This is a genomic window from Pseudomonas sp. GW822-FHT03F08, assembly GCF_058801265.1.
The window spans coordinates 335,359-349,836 of the sequence record NZ_JBXANC010000002.1; the positions used below are offsets into that span (position 1 = coordinate 335,359).

A 14,478-nucleotide genomic window follows, 5' to 3' on the forward strand; every position below is an offset into this window, starting at 1 on the left:
AATGTTACAGCCAGGTCTGCCAAATGACTGTTTTTACAATCATTTCCTATAATTTGGCGCCAAGGAACAGTCATGAGCGAAGCGCCTGCATTACGACGTTTATTGGTCGTCGACCCTTGTGACGACTGTCACCGATTACTGCCCGGTTTACGCGCTGTCGGCTGGGACGTAGACAGTTGCAGCCTGGAGAATGCCGCCGACCGCAGTTGCGATGTCGGCCTGTTGCGCTTGCAACCTTTTCACCTGGAACGTCCCGAGGCGGTCAAGGAACTGATCAGCCGCAGCGGCACCGAATGGATCGCCGTACTGAATCAGGAAGTGCTGCGCTTGCAGAATGTCGGGGATTTTGTCTGCGAATGGTTTTTCGATTTTCATACCTTGCCGTTCGACGTGTCGCGGGTGCAGGTCACCCTCGGCCGGGCGTTCGGCATGGCGCGCCTGCGTGGCCAGGGCACGATTCACGTCGATCAGCCGGAACACGAGTTGCTGGGTGACAGCAAACCGATTCGCGAGCTGCGCAAACTGCTGAGCAAACTCGCTCCTACCGAGTCGCCGGTGCTGATACGTGGCGAAAGCGGGACCGGTAAAGAACTGGTCGCACGCACCTTGCATCGGCAATCGCAACGGCACAGCAAACCGTTTGTGGCCATCAACTGCGGGGCGATTCCCGAGCATCTGATCCAGTCCGAGCTGTTCGGCCACGAAAAAGGCGCGTTCACCGGCGCCCATCAGCGCAAGGTCGGACGCATCGAGGCCGCCAACGGCGGCACCCTGTTTCTGGACGAAATCGGTGATCTGCCGCTGGAACTGCAAGCCAATCTGCTGCGCTTCCTCCAGGAAAAACACATCGAGCGAGTCGGCGGCAGCCAGCCGATCCCGGTGGATGTCCGGGTATTGGCGGCCACCCACGTCGACCTGGAAGCCGCGATCGAGAAAAAACGCTTCCGTGAGGACTTGTACTACCGGCTGAATGTGCTGCAAGTCGTGACTGCGCCATTACGTGAGCGCCATGGCGACCTGTCGATGCTGGCCAACCACTTTTCCCATTTCTACAGCCATGAAACCGGCCGTCGTCCGCGCAGTTTCAGCGAAGACGCGCTGATCGCCATGGGTAAACACGACTGGCCGGGCAATGTCCGGGAGCTGGCCAACCGTGTACGCCGGGGCTTGGTGCTGGCCGAAGGGCGGCAGATCGAGGCCCGTGACCTGGGGCTGATCAGCCAACAGTCGATTGCCACACCGATGGGCACCCTCGAAGACTACAAGACCCGGGCCGAACGCCAGGCGTTGTGCGATGTGTTGAACCGGCACAGCGACAACCTCAGCGTGGCCGCCAAAGTGCTGGGGGTTTCACGGCCGACGTTCTACCGTTTGCTGCATAAACACCAGATCCGCTAGGGCGCGGTGCTTCTTCCGGCAAGAAGCTGAAAAGGCCCGCTGCGATGCAAGTCGCAGCGGGCCTTTTCATAGTGTCGCGGGTTAGAAGTAGTACGGGAATTTCAGGCTGAAGGAAAAGTCCGGGGCATCGTCGGTCATGCCGATGGACAGGTTAGGTACGATGGTCAGGTTGTCGGTGGCCGCAATGGTCATGCCGACGTTGAAGTAACCGGCGTTGGCGTCACTGGACACCACCGATTCCCAGTCCGCGCCATCCTGTTTCAACTTGCTCTTGCGTTGTACAAGGTCAGAGACCGAGAACGACATACTCATTTTTTCGTTCAGTGCGAAGGCTATGCCTGCGCCGATCTGGAAGCTGTCGCCGATACGGACCTTGCCCGGGGTTTTCTGGTTGACCGTGGAACTGATGTCGTCAAACGATTCCTCCAGGTTGTGGGTGTAGGACAAGCTGCCGAACAACACGGCCGGGTCAAACGTCTTGACCAGCGAAACCCCCGGGGTGATCGACCAGACGCCGTTGCCGGTCGGCAGGGTGTCAGGCACGAACAGGTTGGTGTTGGCGTCGGTCTGACGCAGCTTGATACCGAACGGGTCCTTGCCGGTCGGGGCTTTCACCCGCAGGGTGACCACCGCGTCCGGGGTGTTGGCCGACTCGTCCAGGAACTTGTAGGCGATGCCGAAGTTGACGTCGCCAATGGTCGGATCCCGCGAAACATCCTGTTCCGTGGTGACGTTGGCTGCGCCCTGATTGCCGCCGCCCGACTGATAAGTCGAATCGCGATACACGACCGGCACGTTCACGTCGAACTGCCAGCGGTTATCGAAGTTGTAGCGGCCCGTCAGGTCGAGGGTCCAGGTATCGGCCTTGATCCGGTCGAGGTTGATGTTGCCCAGAAAGATCGAGTCCAGTGCCAGGAAGCCGTTGAGAATCAGCTGGCGAGTGTCATAACGCGAATAGGTTATGCCGGTTTCAAAGCTGAACTTGCCGCCGCCAAAGAAGCCGCTGGCCTCGTCGTACAGGTTGGACACACTCTGTGCAGGTTGCGAATCGTCGGCAAGCGACTGGCCGTAAGAAGCGCCACTGCCCCCGGCGGCGCCCCCCGACGCTGCTGCGGCCCCGGTACCGGTGGCCACTTTCGGATTGCCTTTCATGTCGGCTGGCGATTTGGCCAGGCGTTTCGGTGGTGGGGAAGCTGGTTGATCTTCGACCTGGCGGACCCGTTGCTCGAGTACCGCCAGGGCTTTTTGTTGTACTTCGTATCGTTGCTTCAGCTCCAGAAGTTCCTGTTTCAGGGTCTCCACATCCGCATCGGGTGCTGCTTGCAGCATCGCCGCGGGTAGAAGAGTACTCAAACATACAGCGGCACGCAGTGATACTGATCGATACATGAATAAGCCGTCCCTTTAAGCCCAATGATCGAGACTCAGCGTAGTTCAATATCCGATATTGCGTAGTGCTCTGAGTTGACTCAAATTGCAGTCAAGCGCGCCGGCGCTCATGCCGTTATTACTAAGGACAACATTGAGTTGCGTCAGGTTGTTGACGACGTTTGCGTTACCGAGCAAACGGGTGTTTTGCAGCAGCCCACCCTGGGCTACCTGTTGCAGGGCTGTGCCCTGATTGCCTGCGGCCTGGATGGCCATTTGCACGCCACCACCAGTGGCCGAAACGGCGACGCTGCCGGCGGCATTACTGCCGGAAATCGTTTGTCCGGCCATCAAGGCTTGCCCTTGAGCCGGTATCAGCGCCGGTGCCTGGTTGGCTTCCGAAACGTTGATCGCAACGTTGTTGTAGGCCGAGTTGCCGTCGCCGGCGGCGCGAACGCTTTGTGTCACGCCTTGGGAACTGTTGAGTCCTGCGCCACCAATGACTGAGCCGGTACCCGTTTGCAGGGTGCTGCCGTTACCGGTTTCCTTGATGGTCGAGACATAGAATTCGGGTTTTACGGTTGCTGCCTGTAGTTGCATCGCGGTTGAGGCCCCGATCAGATCTCCGCTGGCGTTGCGCCAGGTACTGCTCATGACGATGCCGAAGCTGATGATTCGCCCCGGCATGACATAACGACCGCGAAGCTGTGACAGCTCCGAGTCCTGGATTTCGATGGGTTTGAATCCTGCATTGGCATAGCCTGAAGCACTCGCTGCCAGGCAGGCAGCGGCCAGCCAGTATGAGGTTTTCATCTGCTGCTCCCGGGACATCCAGCCCCATTCTTTATAATCGGCGATTAAAAGAAGTCGCTCTGTATGAACCCGAAGTCCATCAATTCAGCATCTTTGACGGGGTTGAAGTTATCCAGCTTGTTCTTGGCGGTCAGCGGTGCCGGAGGACTGCGTAATGCATTGGTCTTGTCGTATCCGGGGCCGACGATGGCAAAGACAATGCCGTTCCAACCTTTGACAAAGTCATCATGTTTGTAGCGTTTATGGCCGAGAACCGGGTCTCCGATGTAAACCCAATCCTTGTCCGCTCGCTGCAGCACGACGAAATGCTTGTAGCCGCGAATTTCCATCAGTACCACCACCGGGATAGTGACCGCGTCGAGTTTTTCCGGCGGGATCTTGTAGCCCCTGGCGCGCATGCCGATGCTTTCTATGTAGCGCTTCATGTCCAGCATGGAAAAACCTTGAGTACGGACAAGGTCCTGGTCAGCGTTGACCAGCATGCCTTTGATGATGTGCTCTTCATCGACGTCGAGCCAATAAGCCTGGCGCAGTACCGTAGCCAGTGCGGCGGCGCCGCAGCTGAAATCGGTTTTTTGTTCGACGATGTCGGAAAACTTGCGCTCACGAATGCTTTGCACGTTTTTGTAGACCAGTACGCCACCGGGCAGGGCAGCCACGGGCATCTGGGCAGCCTGGGTCAGACCAGAGAGGCAAAGCAGGGCGAGGAGGGCAGTCTTACGCATGATCGATACGCCTTTGCGGACTGAGGAAAAGCCCCGTTTCCGGGGCTTTCGTTTCGATCGCGATTACATGCAGGCTTTGCAACCTGCAGCGATGGACAGCGAGTTGCTTTGTTGGTTGCCAACGCCAGCAGCGTTGTTGAAGCCACCGTTACCCGACCAGCCATTGCCAACGTTGGTCATGCTGGCATTGTTGGTGACAGGGTTTTTCCAGCCGTCTGGGGTCATCACTTGTTGAGTGGTTACGCCAGCCAGACCGAAGACACCCACGGCAACGAAGTCAGATTTCTGATCTTTGCCGCCGCCGTTGCCGCCATGGCCACGGTCGTCGTTGCCATAACCGCCGTGACCATGACCATGATCATCGTCTTTGGTGGTTGCGGTGCCTGCAGCTACGAATACGCCGCCTGCGGTAAATGTGCCAGTAAGCGTATCTTTTTTGTAGGTCTGGGTGCCGTTGTTGGCCACTTGCAGACCGGTGGTGCTTTGGTTGGCGGCGGCAGCGGCTTGCGCTACACGACCACCGGACACAGCGATTGCCAGGTTGTTTTTCTGTTGGTTGAAGTTGCCGGCAGCGTTGTTCACGCCAATGTTACCCGAGCCGCTGTTGCCGACGTTGTTCAGGCCGGCGTTGGCAGTGCTGGAGTAGTTGGCGACACCGTTGTTGGTGTTGACTTGAGTCGCGCTGGAGGCGGATACGGCGGAGCCGAAGATGAAGCTTTCATCAGCGGTTGCCAGAGCAGCGGCGTTGTCTTGTTGGTTGCCATCGCCAGCGGCGTTGTTCACCCCGATGTTGCCGTTGGCGCCATTGACGGCATTATTCACGCCAGCGTTGTTTTGGGTGCCCTGGTTCAACACGGTGTTACCGCTGTTGTTTTGCACATCAAGCACTGCGGCACCGGCGCCTGCGCCGATTTGCAGCAGTTCTTCCAGGGTTGGGCCTTTTGGATCATGGTCATGACCATGTCCATTGCCGTGCCCGTTACCATGACCGTGATTGTCATCATCACGACCGCCTGCCTGTGCTGCGATTGCCATCACTGCTGCGAGAGCGAAAACCAGTGGTTTGAGGGCCATTGTAGGTTTCATGGTGTTTCTCCGTCGTGCTTATTAGTTGGTTAAGTGTTGGTACTTTCTAATTGCACTGCTTCTTGTTTGGGTCAGTCAGCGACCCGGATGCTCAGGGTGTTAGCCATTCGGTTCCCCACCCCGGCACTCTGGTTCACCTGGATTACCCCTCGGCTGCCGGTGAAGGCCTGATCACTTGTCGTGACCTGGCGACTGCCGGGTGAGGTACCAGTTGCTCCTGAGCTCGGTAACAACGCCACGTTCTGTTGGGAAAGGGCGCTATCGTCAACGCTCTGCGGCGCAGCACTGATGCTGATGCGCATGGCGTTGGCCATCTGGTTGTTGGCCCCGGAACCCTGGTTCACGCCCAGTGCACCGTTGCCGTTACTGAATGAGGTACCGCCGATGGTGGAGCTCGCGTTGATCGAGCGGTCGGCGGGGGTATCGAGTTTCTGGTGAATGGTGGTGGTGGCGCTGGCCGACGTGCCGATGGCAATCGACTTGACGTTGGTCTGTTGCTGTTGGTCGCCGGCGGCCTGGTTGACGTTGAAGTTGCCGTTGTACTGCACGCCGGAGTTCTGAATGTTGGCGCTGTCCACGGCGCTCGGATCGGCCATGACGCTGGTGCAGCCAAGCAGAGCAAGCAGGAGCAGGGAACGATTCATCTTATTGGCCTCCGGCCATGCGGGTCAGCGGAGCCAGACCGGTGCTGAGGGAGCGGTTGATGGTGTTGGAAATCGTGCCACCGCTACCGCCGCCATGACCGGCTCCCATGCCGGGCAGACCGTTTGGATTGGTCAAGACGTTGGTGCCGGGCAGGCTTGACCCTACGGCCATGTTTCCGCGAATGGATGCACCACTGGCTACACTGGCAAATTCACCGTCACTGAGTTCGGTGCTGGTCATTGCCTGGTCGATACGGCCAGAAGGGTTGGCATTCACGGTGGTCGGGTAGGGGTCTTTGCCGGGAGCGCTGCGTCCGATGGGGATGGGCTGGACGTCGCGATTGAGCACGATCACGCCATTGCCTTCGGCCTGAACGTTGAAACTGAGGAAAGTGCTGGCAGCTGATCCGATCAGCAGAAGGCAAGTGAAGGCTTTATTGAAATTTCCCACGGCGGCAATTCCTTCTTCAGTGGGCTGGGCCTGGTCAGCGTTGTGAAGGAGAGAGCGAAAGCTGTGCCGCTTTTTAAATATTCAAGGATCTCAATGAGTTGGATGGATGGCGTGCAGCCTTGATACAAAAGCTGTTTCACGATTGAAACAACCCCCTGTCGGTGCAGGTGGCTACAGTCGTTGCAAAGCTCTGGAACAAGGGTTTGCGAGCATGTGTTTCACAGGCGTAACAAATCGGATGACAAAGCGATGAAGGCCGTTGAGACGGGCACTTTGCACCCGAGGGAGTGTTTCAGGATCGGACACTTTAGCCCCAAAGCAGGGGGAAACCGACCCGGGAAACGGGGTCAGCCTTGCAGCAGGTTACGCACGGCGTCGAAAGCTTGAATCTGCCGTGCGGCCCAGTCGCCCTGAATGATCCGGACCGGTTGGCGATGCTGCTCCAGCCAGGCCTTTGTGGCGTCGTAGAACGCCAGCCGTTCACTCAGCTGCGGCTGGCAGCGTTGGCCATCGTCGGTCCAGTCGATCTGCTCCGGGGAGAGCAACAGGTGCAGGTCGTAATGACGGGCCAAAAGCTCTGTTTCCAGCCAGGCCGGGCAGTCACCGAACAGCGTCTGGCTCCACAACATGTTGCTCAACAGGTGCGTGTCGAGGATCAGCAGCGGCGGTTGTTGCGCTCGTGCGTCGTCTTCCCATTGCAACTGGCCGCGAGCGATCTCGGGGATATCGGCGAGGCAGGTGTCCCGTGGATTCTGCTCGATGAACCAGCGCACGTACTCGTCCACCCGCAGGCCGCCGAACTGTTGCTGGAGCCCGGCCGCCAGCCAGCTCTTGCCGCTGGACTCCGGCCCGGTGAGGACGACGACTTTCATGTGCGCAACGCCGGATCGGCGCGCCATTCCCGCCAGCCCAGCACCGCGATCAGGGTGAACAAGGCATACAACGCTGCGGTGAGGTAAAGCGCCTTATAAAGGAACAGGCCGACGAAGATCACATCCAGCACGAACCACAATGCCCAGCATTGCAGGCGCTTGTGGGCCATCCAGAATTGCGCGACGAGGCTGAATCCGGTCAGCGCGGCGTCGAGCCAGGGTTGCGCGGCATCGGTCCAGTGCGCCATGGCGGCGCCCAGCAGCAGACTGCCGACGCTGCCGATGGCCAGCCCTTTGAGCATCGAAGGTGTGTCGAGCCGGCTGACCTGGCGGCCGTCATGCATCGTCCCCGCCCGGGTCCATTGCCACCAACCGTAGACTTGCAGGGCGGCGTAAACCACCTGCAGCAACATGTCCGAATACAGCTTCACCTCGAAGAAGACCCAACTGTAGAGCAGCACCATGACCAGCCCGATCGGCCAGCACCAGGGATTCTGTTTGACCGTCAGCCAGACGGCGATCACACCGAGGGCGGCGGCAAACAGTTCGAGCCCGGACATGCAAGATCCTTGGAGGGAGTAAAAGAGGGGGCGGATTGTACCCAAAAACCTGTGGGAGTGAGCCTCCCACAGGGTGAGAACGTCAGACGCGGAACTGGCGCAGCAATCCGTTCAACTGCTCGCTCAACTGGCCCAGCCGCACACTGGCGGCACTCGACTGCTCAGCGGCCATTGCGGTGCTGTGGGACAGGCCGGCGGCCTGGGTGACGTTCTGGTTGATGTCCTCGACCACGTGCGCCTGTTGCAGGGTCGCACTGGCGATCGAAGCATTCAGACCGTTGAGGTTGCGTAGCGCCTGGCCGATGGCATTCAGGCTCGCACCGGCCAGTCCGGCCTGCTCGATGGTCAGTTGTGAAGCCTTGCTGCTGTCACCGATCACTTTCACGGCGGCTTCGGAATGGTTTTGCAGACGCTCGATCATCGACTGGATTTCCGCCGTGGATTTCTGCGTGCGTTGCGCCAGCAGGCGGACCTCATCGGCCACCACCGCAAAACCGCGCCCCTGTTCGCCGGCGCGGGCGGCTTCGATGGCCGCGTTGAGCGCCAGCAGATTGGTCTGTTCGGCAATCGAGCGGATTACCTCCAGAACGCTGCCGATCTGCGTGCTTTCGGTCGCCAGCGTACGAATCACCTCGACCGCCTGATCGATGGTGCCGGACAGTTTGTCGATCTGTTGCAGGCTGCCGTCGATGTTGATCTGGCCCTGTTGCGCCTGCGCCTCGGCATCGCGCATTTCGTTGGCGGCATGCTCGGCGTTCTTCGCCACATCCTGCACGCCGTAAGTGACTTCGTTGATGGCGGTCGCCACCAGTTCCATCTGTTGCGACTGTTGCTGGCTGCGCTGCTGGGCCTGGCTCGCGTCATTGCCCAGTTCAGTGGAGGACTGGCCCAGCGCACTGGCCGACACCTGCAAATCGCCGATCACCCGGCGCAGCTTGGCGGTGAAGGCATTGAAGTGATGCGCCAACTGCGTGACTTCGTCCTGACCGTGGGTGTCGAGGCTGCGGGTCAGGTCGCTTTCGCCGCTGGCGATGTTGGCCATGGCGTTCACGGTTTCCTGCAACGGGCGGACGATGCTGCGGGCAATCAGGATCACCAGCACGCCCATGATCAGCGCGATCACCAGGCCGACGACGGAAGCCTTGATCACCTGGCCCTGAAACTCGGCCTGTACATCGTCGACGTACACGCCGGAACCCAGTACCCAGCCCCATGGCTCGAACAGTTTCACGTAGGAGGTCTTGGCCACCGGTTCACTGGCACCGGGTTTCGGCCAACGGTAGTCGACCATGCCGGCGCCCTTGGATTTGGCGATGGCAACCATTTCGTTGAACACCGCAAAACCGTCCGGATCGCGGATCGCCGAGAGGTTCTGGCCTTCAAGCTTGGGATTGGTCGGGTGCATGACCATCACGGGCGTGAGGTCGTTGATCCAGAAGTAATCGTTCTGGTCATAACGCAGGCCGCGAATCGCGGTCAGTGCCTGCTTCTGGGCGGCGTCGCGGGTCAGGGTTCCGGCCGCTTCCAGGCCCTGGTAATAGGTCAGCAAACCGCTGGCGGTCTGCACCACATGCTGGGTTTTCTGGGCCTTGGCGTGATACAGGTCATCGTGGATCTGCTTGAGCATCAACAGGCCCAGGGTCAGCAGCATGACCACCGCCACAATCAAGATGAGCCACAAGCGTCGGCTGATCGACACACTGCGCAAGCTGTTCATAACGCTGTCACTCCGATTTCTTTTTCTTGTAATAAATCACCGCCAGCATCCAACCACGTTTCCATGGCCGGGCATACGCGACCCAAGTCGTAGAACGCGGCAGCGCTATTACGGCTTGTCTGATAGGATTTCGGCCCCGCGCGTGAAAACCTGAACCCAAGTTGCCATTTCACGGAATTTTGACCGTTTCGTGTGGATCCTTTGCGCGCGGAATCGGTACAGCAACAAACAGCTACGCTGAACGCAGTGAACGTAAAAAAATACTATCGGGGCATGCCGCTGAGCATCGCTCTTTGGGGGATTGATGGATCTTTGGACCGCCTTGCAGGCACTGATTCTTGGAGTTGTAGAAGGGCTGACGGAGTTTTTGCCCATTTCCAGTACCGGACACCAGATCATTGTCGCCGACCTGCTGAACTTCGGTGGCGAACGCGCCATGGCGTTCAACATCATCATCCAGCTCGGCGCGATTCTCGCGGTGGTCTGGGAGTTTCGCCGCAAGATTCTCGACGTGGTCATCGGTTTGCCAACTCAGCCGAGTGCGCGACGCTTTACCGCCAACCTGCTGATCGCCTTCCTGCCTGCCGTGGTGCTGGGCGTGATCTTTGCCGATCTGATTCACAAGTACCTGTTCAACCCGGTCACCGTGGCGACGGCGCTGGTGGTGGGCGGCATCATCATGTTGTGGGCTGAGCGTCGGCAGCATGAAGTGCACGCCGAAACCGTGGACGAGATCACCTGGAAAGATGCACTGAAGGTCGGCTTTGCCCAATGCCTGGCGATGATCCCGGGCACCTCGCGCTCCGGCTCGACCATCATCGGCGGCCTGTTGTTCGGCCTGTCACGCAAGACCGCCACCGAGTTCTCGTTTTTCCTAGCGATGCCGACCATGGTCGGTGCGGCCGTGTACTCGGGCTACAAGTACCGCCAGCTGTTCGTGCCGGCGGACTTCCCGGTGTTTGCCATCGGTTTTGTCACGGCGTTCGTTTTCGCCATGATCGCTGTTCGCGGCTTGCTGAAGTTCATCGCCAGCCACAGCTACGCGGCATTCGCCTGGTACCGGATCGTTTTCGGCCTGTTGATTCTGGCGACCTGGCAGTTCGGCTGGGTGGACTGGGCGGCGGCCAAGGCATGAGTGATTCCCGCGCACGCCGTCCGGATCGCGGCCCGTCCGGCGGCAACATTCAGCATCTGAAGTTGAAGCTGGTGGTGTTGCTGATCGTCTGCGCATTGCCAATGTTCGGCTCGCTGTCGATGTGGCTGCGCGGAATTTCACTGGTACCGCTGACGGCCTATGGGCTGGTCAGCGTGCTGGCGTTTTTCCTGTACTGGGCCGACAAGCGCAAGGCCCGCGCTGAGGCCTGGCGCACCCCGGAGAACGTCCTGCACGCCGTGGAACTGGCGGGCGGCTGGCCGGGCGCACTGATCGCCCAGCAAGTATTCCGGCACAAGACGCGCAAAGTGTCGTTTCAGATCCTGTTCTGGGTGATCGTCGCGCTGCACCAGGTGTTCTGGATCGATCAGTTGTTCCTCGGCTCGAACCTGTTGGCGCTGGGTTAGGGCTACAGCAGCAAACCCACCTGGGTTTTCTTCGGCAGCTTGCTCACCACCAACTGGTGAGAACGTTGCAGCAACCCTCGCAGTTCCTCGGCGCCCAAAGGGTAGGGCGGGTGCATGATGATCCACTGCGCCCGTGCCAGATACGGCGCCGGGTGAATGCCCGGCCGGTCGCAATGACCGAGAAACAGATCCTTGTCGACCTTGAACGCCAGCGACTCACCGCGCAGCCCCTGCAGGGCGAACATCTTGTTGCCGGCAATCGAAAACACCCGCACGCCGCCCCATTTGTAGTCTTCTTGAGCGCCGGGCAATGCCAGGCAAAAATCCGCGACGTCCGCTTCGCTCAACTTTCCTTGTTTCATAACAATCGCTCTCCACAGGCATTAAACGACTCAACCAGATGATCGATCCAGGCACGCACCGCCGGCATCACTCCTCGCCGGTGCGGATACACCGCTTGCAACCAGCCGCCGGGCAATGACCATTCCGGCAGCAACTGCACCAGCGTGCCGTTGTTCAGCTCCGCTTCGCAATACATCATCGGCAGCAGGGTGAAGCCCTGGCCGGCCAGCACGCAGGCCTTGCGCACGATAAAGTCGTCGATCCCCAGCCGGGCTTCCAGCGCAAGATCGCAACTTTTGCCGTGCTGATCGAGCAGGCGCACATGCACCATGCGATCGGCTTCCAGTGCGCCAAGCACCGGCAGGTTTTTCAGATCCTGCGGGTGATTGATTTCCAGACCCTCTATAAAAGAAGGGCTCGCCACGACCACCATTTGCGCCTGGCGCAAACGGCGGGTGACCAGCATCGGCTCTTCGGTGCCGTGCTCGCGCACGCGCAGGGCCACGTCGATGCCTTCGGTGATCAGATCGACCCGGCGATTGATCAGGGTGACTTCCAGTTGCACCTGAGGGTACTTGCCCAGGAAGTTGCTGATCACCATCGGCAGCATTTCATGGGCAAGCCCCGTCGGGCTCGAAACCCGCAGGCGCCCACGGGGCTCGCTGGACATGCTGGCCACCGTCTCGTCGGCCATTTCCGCTTCCAGCAGCATCGCCTGGCAGTGGCGCAAATAGCGCTCGCCAACCGCTGTCAGCTTCAGTTGGCGGGTGGTGCGTTGCAGCAAACGCGCGCCGAGGCGTTCTTCCAGTTCGGCGATCCGCCGTGACAACCGTGACTTGGGAATGCCCAGCAAACGGCCGGCAGCGGCGAATCCGCCGGCCTCGACCACTTTGGCAAAATAGTAGAGATCGTTGAGGTCTTGCATGGGGGAAATCCGACTGTTCTATCAGTGGGACAAACTATCGCATTGTTGCCGTCTAATCAGCTATTGGTTTCGTAGGTAGGATTGTCTCCATTCCGTCGCCACCGGCGATTCTTTCCAGGAGATTCCAAATGAAACTGCTGCACATCGATTCGAGCATTCTGGGCGACAACTCCGCTTCCCGTCAGCTGAGCACCGAAGTCGTCAAAGCCTGGCAAGCCGCTGAGCCAGCTGCTGTCGTGACCTATCGCGACCTGGCTGCAGACGCCATCAGCCACTTCTCGTCGACCACTCTGGTCGCCGCCGGCACCACCGCTGAACTGCGCAACGCCGCACAACAGCACGAAGCCGAGCTGAGCGCCACCACCCTGGCCGAATTCATCGCCGCTGACGCCATTGTCGTTGCCGCGCCGATGTACAACTTCACCGTTCCAACCCAGCTCAAGGCCTGGATCGACCGCATCGCCGTCGCCGGCCAGACCTTCCGCTACACCGAAGCCGGCCCTGAAGGCCTGTGCGGTGGCAAGAAAGTCGTGATCGTCTCTACCTCGGGCGGCATTCACGCCGGTCAGGCTTCGGGCGTCGCTCACGAAGACTACCTGAAACTGGTATTCGGCTTCCTCGGCATCACCGACATCGAAATCGTCCGTGCCGAAGGCCTGGCCTACGGCGAAGAAGTCCGCAACAACGCCATGAGCGCGGCTCACACCCGCATCAGCGAGCAACTGTTCGCCGCTGCGTAAGGCTTTCGTAAAGAACAGCTCTCGTTCAGGCAATACCAAAAAAACTCTGTATTCTGGTTCTGCAAGGGCCAGATACGGAGTTTTTTGTTTCCGACTGTTACATAATCTGGCCCGGGTTATGCAGTCTGATGATCAACGTCTGAGTGCAACGCCGCGCCGGATCACCGAACCTCGGAGTTTCGGGCGTCGTAACACAACGGATCTTTCGATTGAGTAACAACAGGGTGGGGCATCCCATGATGCGTCTTTGTGCAACGTTACTGATTTGCCTGCTCGGCAGCCTGAATTCAGTGCACGCAGCCCCCGGCCAGCACCCGCGCTGGAGCGTCGGTTATCACGAGATGACGTTCCTCGACCCGCTCGACCTGCAACCGATGCGCGCCATCGCGTTCTACCCCTCCACCGACCGCGAACACATGAGCCTGCTCGAGGGTTACTCGGTCGAAGCCGGCGAAGACACCAAGGTCGCCCTCGGCCGCTTTCCGATGCTGATGCTGTCCCACGGCAACACCGGCACGCCACTGGCGCTGCACGACCTCGCCACATCGCTGGCCCGCAAGGGCTTTGTGGTGGTCGCGGTGATTCATCCCGGCGACAACTCCAAGGATCACAGCCGCCTCGGCACCTTGAGCAACCTCTATGGGCGCCCGATCCAGATTTCCGAAGCCATTACTGCCACCCTCGGCGACCGCATGCTTGCACCGTTCGTGAACGCCGATCAGGTCGGCGTGATCGGCTATTCGGCGGGCGGCGAGACCGCGTTGATTCTTTCCGGCGCCCAGCCTGACCTGGATCGCCTGCGCCGTTACTGCCAGGAACGTCCGGACGACCGCGACGCCTGCAACACCCAGGGCGAACTGATCGTTGATCGCGATGACTTGCAGCCGGTGGCCGATCCGCGCGTGCATGCGTTGCTGCTGATGGCGCCGCTGAGCCTCAAGTTTGGTCGTCACACCCTGGCCGATGTGCATGTGCCGGTGCTGCTGTACAGCGGCGACGGAGACAAACTGGTGGCCTTCGACAAGAACGCCGCCGCCCTGGCGCGCAAACTGCCGACTGCGCCGGACTTCAAGTTACTGGCCGGGGCAGGGCACTTCGTGTTCATGGCGCCGTGCAATGAAGAGCAGATCCGTGCGATGCCGGCCCTGTGCACTGATGCTGACGGCGTAGATCGTGAAGACATCCACCGCAATCTGATTTCCGAGGCCGGGCGGTTCTTCTCCCATGCGCTGGGCAAACCGGATCGGGCCGGGATGCAGACGGCGGATCAGTAAAGG

Annotated in this window: 16 protein-coding genes; 5 read left to right on the top strand and 11 right to left on the bottom strand. The window is 59.7% G+C overall.

Going from position 1 to position 14,478, the window contains the following annotated elements; genetic code table 11:
- Positions 1 to 72 precede the first annotated feature (72 nt).
- Positions 73 to 1,398, top strand: a complete 1,326-nt coding sequence (locus AC1RME_RS05370) for a sigma-54 dependent transcriptional regulator (RefSeq protein WP_096820316.1) — start codon at positions 73 to 75, stop codon at positions 1,396 to 1,398.
- 81 nt (positions 1,399 to 1,479) lie between these two features.
- Here AC1RME_RS05370 and fapF read toward each other — a convergent pair whose 3' ends face one another.
- From fapF to AC1RME_RS05415, 9 genes are all read right to left on the bottom strand, one after another.
- Entirely contained in the window at positions 1,480 to 2,787 is a 1,308-nt protein-coding gene (gene fapF / locus AC1RME_RS05375; RefSeq protein ID WP_096820317.1) for a fibril amyloid transporter FapF, read from the bottom strand.
- Between the two features lie 45 nt (positions 2,788 to 2,832).
- Positions 2,833 to 3,579 (bottom strand): fibril amyloid subunit FapE, encoded by a 747-nt coding sequence (gene fapE / locus AC1RME_RS05380; RefSeq protein WP_096820318.1) that lies wholly within the window; start codon positions 3,577 to 3,579, stop codon positions 2,833 to 2,835.
- A 44-nt stretch (positions 3,580 to 3,623) separates the two neighbouring features.
- Positions 3,624 to 4,304: a fibril amyloid maturation endopeptidase FapD gene (fapD, locus tag AC1RME_RS05385; RefSeq protein ID WP_096820319.1), complete on the bottom strand. Its 681-nt coding sequence runs from the start codon at positions 4,302 to 4,304 to the stop codon at positions 3,624 to 3,626.
- Positions 4,305 to 4,367: 63 nt separating this feature from the next.
- Positions 4,368 to 5,390 (bottom strand): amyloid-like fimbrin subunit FapC, encoded by a 1,023-nt coding sequence (gene fapC, locus AC1RME_RS05390; RefSeq protein ID WP_096820320.1) that lies wholly within the window; start codon positions 5,388 to 5,390, stop codon positions 4,368 to 4,370.
- Between the two features lie 71 nt (positions 5,391 to 5,461).
- Positions 5,462 to 6,034, bottom strand: a complete 573-nt coding sequence (fapB, locus tag AC1RME_RS05395; protein ID WP_096820321.1) for a fibril amyloid subunit FapB — start codon at positions 6,032 to 6,034, stop codon at positions 5,462 to 5,464.
- 1 nt (position 6,035) lies between these two features.
- Positions 6,036 to 6,485 (bottom strand): functional amyloid chaperone FapA, encoded by a 450-nt coding sequence (fapA, locus tag AC1RME_RS05400; protein WP_096820322.1) that lies wholly within the window; start codon positions 6,483 to 6,485, stop codon positions 6,036 to 6,038.
- Between the two features lie 347 nt (positions 6,486 to 6,832).
- Complete coding sequence (locus tag AC1RME_RS05405; protein ID WP_096820323.1) at positions 6,833 to 7,357, bottom strand: AAA family ATPase; 525 nt, start codon at positions 7,355 to 7,357, stop codon at positions 6,833 to 6,835.
- Positions 7,354 to 7,917: a nicotinamide riboside transporter PnuC gene (gene pnuC / locus AC1RME_RS05410; RefSeq protein WP_096820324.1), complete on the bottom strand. Its 564-nt coding sequence runs from the start codon at positions 7,915 to 7,917 to the stop codon at positions 7,354 to 7,356. The genes AC1RME_RS05405 and pnuC overlap by 4 nt, the downstream gene beginning before the upstream one ends.
- An 82-nt stretch (positions 7,918 to 7,999) precedes the next feature.
- Positions 8,000 to 9,634 (bottom strand): methyl-accepting chemotaxis protein, encoded by a 1,635-nt coding sequence (locus tag AC1RME_RS05415; RefSeq protein ID WP_096820325.1) that lies wholly within the window; start codon positions 9,632 to 9,634, stop codon positions 8,000 to 8,002.
- 304 nt (positions 9,635 to 9,938) lie between these two features.
- On the opposite strand from AC1RME_RS05415, the gene AC1RME_RS05420 reads away from it, so the two are divergent.
- Positions 9,939 to 10,769 (top strand): undecaprenyl-diphosphate phosphatase, encoded by an 831-nt coding sequence (locus AC1RME_RS05420; RefSeq protein ID WP_096820326.1) that lies wholly within the window; start codon positions 9,939 to 9,941, stop codon positions 10,767 to 10,769.
- Complete coding sequence (locus AC1RME_RS05425; protein ID WP_096820327.1) at positions 10,766 to 11,194, top strand: DUF1294 domain-containing protein; 429 nt, start codon at positions 10,766 to 10,768, stop codon at positions 11,192 to 11,194. Before AC1RME_RS05420 ends, AC1RME_RS05425 begins: the two co-directional genes overlap by 4 nt.
- A gap of 2 nt (positions 11,195 to 11,196) precedes the next feature.
- Here AC1RME_RS05425 and AC1RME_RS05430 read toward each other — a convergent pair whose 3' ends face one another.
- Positions 11,197 to 11,556, bottom strand: a complete 360-nt coding sequence (locus AC1RME_RS05430; RefSeq protein WP_096820328.1) for an MmcQ/YjbR family DNA-binding protein — start codon at positions 11,554 to 11,556, stop codon at positions 11,197 to 11,199.
- Positions 11,553 to 12,461, bottom strand: coding sequence for a LysR substrate-binding domain-containing protein (locus AC1RME_RS05435; RefSeq protein ID WP_096820329.1), 909 nt, complete (start codon positions 12,459 to 12,461; stop codon positions 11,553 to 11,555). The genes AC1RME_RS05430 and AC1RME_RS05435 overlap by 4 nt, the downstream gene beginning before the upstream one ends.
- A gap of 128 nt (positions 12,462 to 12,589) precedes the next feature.
- Between AC1RME_RS05435 and AC1RME_RS05440 the strand changes: the two genes are divergently transcribed.
- Positions 12,590 to 13,201, top strand: coding sequence for an FMN-dependent NADH-azoreductase (locus AC1RME_RS05440; protein WP_096820330.1), 612 nt, complete (start codon positions 12,590 to 12,592; stop codon positions 13,199 to 13,201).
- 236 nt (positions 13,202 to 13,437) lie between these two features.
- On the top strand, positions 13,438 to 14,475 hold the full coding sequence (locus tag AC1RME_RS05445) for an alpha/beta hydrolase family protein (protein ID WP_102621329.1): 1,038 nt from the start codon (positions 13,438 to 13,440) through the stop codon (positions 14,473 to 14,475).
- Positions 14,476 to 14,478: the final 3 nt, after the last annotated feature.

Bases quoted from the DNA above. Each gene is read 5' to 3' on its own strand.
- AC1RME_RS05370 (WP_096820316.1), top strand. From the start codon at position 73: ATGAGCGAAGCGCCTGCATTACGACGTTTATTGGTCGTCGACCCTTGT.
- fapF (WP_096820317.1), bottom strand. From the start codon at position 2,787: ATGTATCGATCAGTATCACTGCGTGCCGCTGTATGTTTGAGTACTCTT.
- fapE (WP_096820318.1), bottom strand. From the start codon at position 3,579: ATGAAAACCTCATACTGGCTGGCCGCTGCCTGCCTGGCAGCGAGTGCT.
- fapD (WP_096820319.1), bottom strand. From the start codon at position 4,304: ATGCGTAAGACTGCCCTCCTCGCCCTGCTTTGCCTCTCTGGTCTGACC.
- fapC (WP_096820320.1), bottom strand. From the start codon at position 5,390: ATGAAACCTACAATGGCCCTCAAACCACTGGTTTTCGCTCTCGCAGCA.
- fapB (WP_096820321.1), bottom strand. From the start codon at position 6,034: ATGAATCGTTCCCTGCTCCTGCTTGCTCTGCTTGGCTGCACCAGCGTC.
- AC1RME_RS05405 (WP_096820323.1), bottom strand. From the start codon at position 7,357: ATGAAAGTCGTCGTCCTCACCGGGCCGGAGTCCAGCGGCAAGAGCTGG.
- pnuC (WP_096820324.1), bottom strand. From the start codon at position 7,917: ATGTCCGGGCTCGAACTGTTTGCCGCCGCCCTCGGTGTGATCGCCGTC.
- AC1RME_RS05415 (WP_096820325.1), bottom strand. From the start codon at position 9,634: ATGAACAGCTTGCGCAGTGTGTCGATCAGCCGACGCTTGTGGCTCATC.
- AC1RME_RS05420 (WP_096820326.1), top strand. From the start codon at position 9,939: ATGGATCTTTGGACCGCCTTGCAGGCACTGATTCTTGGAGTTGTAGAA.
- AC1RME_RS05425 (WP_096820327.1), top strand. From the start codon at position 10,766: ATGAGTGATTCCCGCGCACGCCGTCCGGATCGCGGCCCGTCCGGCGGC.
- AC1RME_RS05430 (WP_096820328.1), bottom strand. From the start codon at position 11,556: ATGAAACAAGGAAAGTTGAGCGAAGCGGACGTCGCGGATTTTTGCCTG.
- AC1RME_RS05435 (WP_096820329.1), bottom strand. From the start codon at position 12,461: ATGCAAGACCTCAACGATCTCTACTATTTTGCCAAAGTGGTCGAGGCC.
- AC1RME_RS05440 (WP_096820330.1), top strand. From the start codon at position 12,590: ATGAAACTGCTGCACATCGATTCGAGCATTCTGGGCGACAACTCCGCT.
- AC1RME_RS05445 (WP_102621329.1), top strand. From the start codon at position 13,438: ATGATGCGTCTTTGTGCAACGTTACTGATTTGCCTGCTCGGCAGCCTG.